The 4072-nt window shown below is 43.9% G+C and carries 4 protein-coding genes; 2 read left to right on the plus strand and 2 right to left on the minus strand.

Annotated features, from left to right (window positions below):
- The first annotated feature begins 175 nt into the window (after positions 1 to 175).
- Positions 176 to 1789 carry an AAA family ATPase gene (locus H6F50_RS16760; RefSeq protein ID WP_190429577.1) on the plus strand — a complete coding sequence of 538 codons (1614 nt, stop codon included), beginning with the start codon at positions 176 to 178 and terminating at the stop codon, positions 1787 to 1789.
- A gap of 147 nt (positions 1790 to 1936) precedes the next feature.
- Here the strand turns inward: H6F50_RS16760 and H6F50_RS16765 are convergent, their stop codons facing one another.
- Both H6F50_RS16765 and H6F50_RS16770 read right to left on the minus strand, forming a co-directional pair.
- Positions 1937 to 2719 carry an intradiol ring-cleavage dioxygenase gene (locus tag H6F50_RS16765; protein ID WP_190429578.1) on the minus strand — a complete coding sequence of 261 codons (783 nt, stop codon included), beginning with the start codon at positions 2717 to 2719 and terminating at the stop codon, positions 1937 to 1939.
- Between the two features lie 293 nt (positions 2720 to 3012).
- Positions 3013 to 3612: a hypothetical protein gene (locus H6F50_RS16770; RefSeq protein WP_190429579.1), complete on the minus strand. Its 600-nt coding sequence runs from the start codon at positions 3610 to 3612 to the stop codon at positions 3013 to 3015.
- Positions 3613 to 3887: 275 nt separating this feature from the next.
- Between H6F50_RS16770 and H6F50_RS26760 the strand changes: the two genes are divergently transcribed.
- On the plus strand, positions 3888 to 4072 hold a 185-nt coding region (locus H6F50_RS26760), incomplete at its 3' end, for a hypothetical protein (protein ID WP_206754835.1).

Raw genomic sequence — 4072 nt, forward strand, 5'->3', positions numbered from 1 at the left:
TAATTTCCTAATCGATGTGTTTTCTTGTTCGTATGCTTTGACTACTTTTTCTCGAAAGTCGATGGAGTAAGGTTTCATTCTACCTGTTCATGCACTGACCTCAATGTACTCTATATACCTGCAATCTGCTGTATTTGCCAACGACTATCTATTATTCCTCATATAATTGAAAATTATGAACTTTGAAATAACGATTAAGAATTATCGATGCTTTTCCGATTTGAATCCTGTTCGCTTTGTTTTCCAAAAAGGATTCACCGCCTTTGTAGGAGTTAATAATGCAGGTAAGTCATCACTGCTAAAGTTTTTCTATGAATTTCGCTCTATTTTTGAACAACTATCGATTGATAAAGATAATGGTTTTAATTTTACTAACAAAGATAATATTTTTAATTCTGTATTAAGTGGCAATTATATTCCTTTTAAAAAACCTTCTACTGTCCGGTATATTGAAGAATTATTTTATAACGGCAATGAACGCTCCATAACAATTGAAATTAAGCTAAGTGAACCCGTTTCTTCTTCAAATCCACTGATAGATAAAGTCCAAAAATTAGTTTTAACAATTCCTAGAGCTGAGAACAAGTTTACCGCGAAACTATATTATCATACAGGTGATATTTTAAGTCGCTATGAAGCCAACTTTTACAAACCATTTGGGGAAATTTTTTATAAACTTAAAAACACTTTATATATAAGTTCATTTCGCAATATTCTCAATGTAGAATTTATGAGGAAAGAGGGTGAAGACAGCCAATTTTCCGTAGAAAAAAAATATTTTGATATTGATGCAGGTATTTATTTTCTAGAAAAATGGCGTTCTCTAAAACATGGTAGCGATAAAAGAGGCCAAGAAATTCTTTATACAGTTACTCAAGATATTTGTAGAATTTTTAATTTTAATAGTTTGGAAATCAATGCTTCGGATGACGAATTTACACTTTTTCTGATTATTGATGGAAAAAGCTATAAACTTTCAGAGCAAGGATCTGGAATTACTCAATTTATTCTTGTTCTTGCAAACGCAGCTATCAAACAGCCAGATTATATCTTAATAGATGAACCAGAACTCAACTTACATCCCTCTCTTCAGCTAGATTTTTTGACAAGCCTTGGTTCTTTTGCTAAAGAAGGAGTTCTCTTTGCTACTCATAGCATTGGTCTAGCACGATCAAGTGCTGAGTTAATATATTCTATCTGCAAGAGCAATAAAGGTGGAAGTGAAATACGCCAACTTGAAGCAACTCGAAACTTGTCACAGTTACTTGGAGAACTCAACTTCTCTACCTACAATGAGCTAGGCTTTGACAAAATTCTACTTGTTGAAGGTGCTACGGAAGTTAGGACAATACAGCAATTTCTTCGGAAGTATGGAAAGGAGCATCAGATTGTACTTTTATCTTTGGGAGGTTCCGATATGATTAAAGAGAAATCTGAAGCAGAACTGGCAGAAATCAAGCGTATTTCTCAAAAAATCTTTGCGCTAATTGATAGTGAACGTTCTAATCCTAGTGCTGACCTAGATCAAACTAGAAACGCATTTTGTGAAACCTGTAAGAAGCTAGGAATAGAATGCCGGGTACTTGAGCGTAGAGCTATGGAAAATTACTTCCCTGATAGAGCGATAAAAGAATTTAAAGGACCAAAATACCAAGAGCTTCAACCTTATGACAAGCTTGAAGATGCTCAGTATCAGTGGGGCAAAGCAGAAAACTGGCGCATAGCCCAGAAAATGACGAAAGAAGAGCTGGACAATACAGACCTTGGCGAGTTTCTTGCTTCTTTGTGAATTAGATCAAAAGATTAGGGTAGAACGAGGTGCAACAGGTAATCTGTTTGTGTTTCGTCGTGAGTGATTTGGGCGTTTTGAGCGATCGCATTCTATCAACTCTGCAATGATGGAGAATGCGATCGCTCACAAGTAAAATCCGATCGTTCAAGTCATCTGAAGCCCAATATCGAAGGTTCCCACGTAGCCTTGTGCATCCTGGGTAAGCTGGAGCATCAGTTGATCGCCTCCATCCTGAAAGATGCCATCTCGATCGTTCCTCTGGGTGCGCTGTCCCTTAGCAGCATAGGGAGGCTGTGCGTGGACTCGATCCGTGAGAGCATCGTCGAAGTAAAGCTGCGAGGTAAACTCAGAACCGCGCCCAGACGCAGAATCGGTGCGAATCTTGAAGTGAATGTGAACCGTTCTGCCTGGATACCAACCAGGATAGATCGTTACGAACTCCACGGTTCCATTTGCATCCGTCACCTGATTTCCGCGCAAGAACTTCTGCCCTTGCGTATCCCCGTTGAAGTTCCGGACATCCGAATAAACACCCAGCGCGTCACAGTGCCAAATGTCTACAGTTGCACTCCTCAAAGGTGTACAGGATCTTCCATCAATCCCAGAGACTCGAAACACCAAACGCAACGGTACTCCTGGCTTTACCGAACCGTCAGAAGGATCTGAGCGGATATCAGAGCGGTTAAGCTTCTCATCCACGAAATATGGCCCTTCCGTCTGTTGGGGTTTTACCACGCAAGTCGGAGTCTGCGCGATCGCTATCGGAGTCGGTGTCTGAGTTGATGAACTTATCGGTTTTGCTGAGATAGACTCTCCGCGCCAGCATCCCACAAGCGATACTGCCGCTGTTCCCCCTAGGAAGCCAAGCACCTGTCGTCGCTTCATCATGGAGATAAGGGAAATTCTTTTCAGACGGTTTTTTTTCATTTCATCGGCTCCAAATAGAATTATCGCAATTTACCTAGGCGGTTGAAACCGCGTCTACACAGACAAAACCCGCCTGCGCGGGTTTCAAAATCTTTGATTTGTCTTAAGCATTCTCAACTGGGCGGTTGAAACCGCGTCTACACAGACAAAACCCGCCTGCGCGGGTTTCAAAATCTTTGATTTGTCTTAAGTCCGCGCAGGCGGACTTAGTTTGTTTAGCCGCGATTTCTAATCGCCAGGGCTTATTGAAAATTTGGTCGTATCCACGAAAGGGTCGCTAAATTGATTCAAGCTTATTGCTGAAGAGGAGGTACGTCTGATTGGTTGCCATCTTGAGGTGGACGGGGCGGAACTCCCAGCGCATTTACCAGTTGCTCTTCCGTCACGCCGAGTTTTGCCGCCACCGCCTTAAAATCGGGTCGGGGTGGGCGTTGTCCCGGTTCGGGCGGTGTAGTTGGTGGGTTTGCAGGTACTCCCAGTGCTGCCTTCAAATTGGCTTCTGACACACCCAGCTTCTGCGCTGCGGCTGCAAAATCGGGACGGGGCGGACGGGGCGGAACTCCCAACGCATTTACCAATTGTTGTTCGGTAATGCCGAGTTTTGCCGCCGCTGCCTTAAAGTCGGGACGAGGTGGGCGTTGTCCTGGTGTAGGATTCGCTGGCACTCCCAGTGCTTCTTTTAACTTAGCTTCTGAAATGCCCAATTTCTGAGCCGCTGCGGCAAAATCTGGCCCTCGTCTGCGTCCCTGTCCCTGCTGTTGTTGATTAGGCTGGGATGAGTTTTGGGCTTGTCGGCTAGGCGATTGAGCCGTTGCCTGATTGAGAGTCACACATCCAAACGTCCCAACTAGAACAGGAATTGCGATCGCTGCTAACAGTCGGCGGGTATTCATCACTAGCTTTCTCCTTCGGTTGAATCTCGAAACGTGTCTATAGATTCAATTAAGCTCAACCAAAATTACAGCTTGCCCTTCGTCTAAATTACAGTTTTGTAATCTGCGCTAGTGAAGGCGAGATACCCGACTTCTCTAAAAAGCCGGGTATCTGAACCGCAGGCGAAGCCCTGCGAGCGCGCTAGCGCTATCGCGTGAACTCCACAAAAGTAACCTCAAACAGACAACAGCCATACTTCCTTGGAAAGACGCGATCGCACAGATGTCTTCCTAGGATGAGTAAGAGTTGCGATCGCATTCGCGCAGACTGTCTGCTAGCGAAAAAGAAGCACAATCCACAGCTTCCTAGCGTGGAGAAGCCCTACAGGAGTTTAAATGGTTATGAACAGTTCGTCGAACCGACCTCTGGCTGTCGTGACAGGTGCCTCCAAGGGCATCGGTTACGAGCTTGCCAAACAGT

This window comes from Coleofasciculus sp. FACHB-712, from assembly GCF_014695635.1.
GTDB lineage: Bacteria > Cyanobacteriota > Cyanobacteriia > Cyanobacteriales > FACHB-T130 > FACHB-T130.

Bases quoted from the DNA above. Each gene is read 5' to 3' on its own strand.
- H6F50_RS16760 (WP_190429577.1), top strand. From the start codon at position 176: ATGAACTTTGAAATAACGATTAAGAATTATCGATGCTTTTCCGATTTG.
- H6F50_RS16770 (WP_190429579.1), bottom strand. From the start codon at position 3,612: ATGAATACCCGCCGACTGTTAGCAGCGATCGCAATTCCTGTTCTAGTT.
- H6F50_RS16765 (WP_190429578.1), bottom strand. From the start codon at position 2,719: ATGAAAAAAAACCGTCTGAAAAGAATTTCCCTTATCTCCATGATGAAG.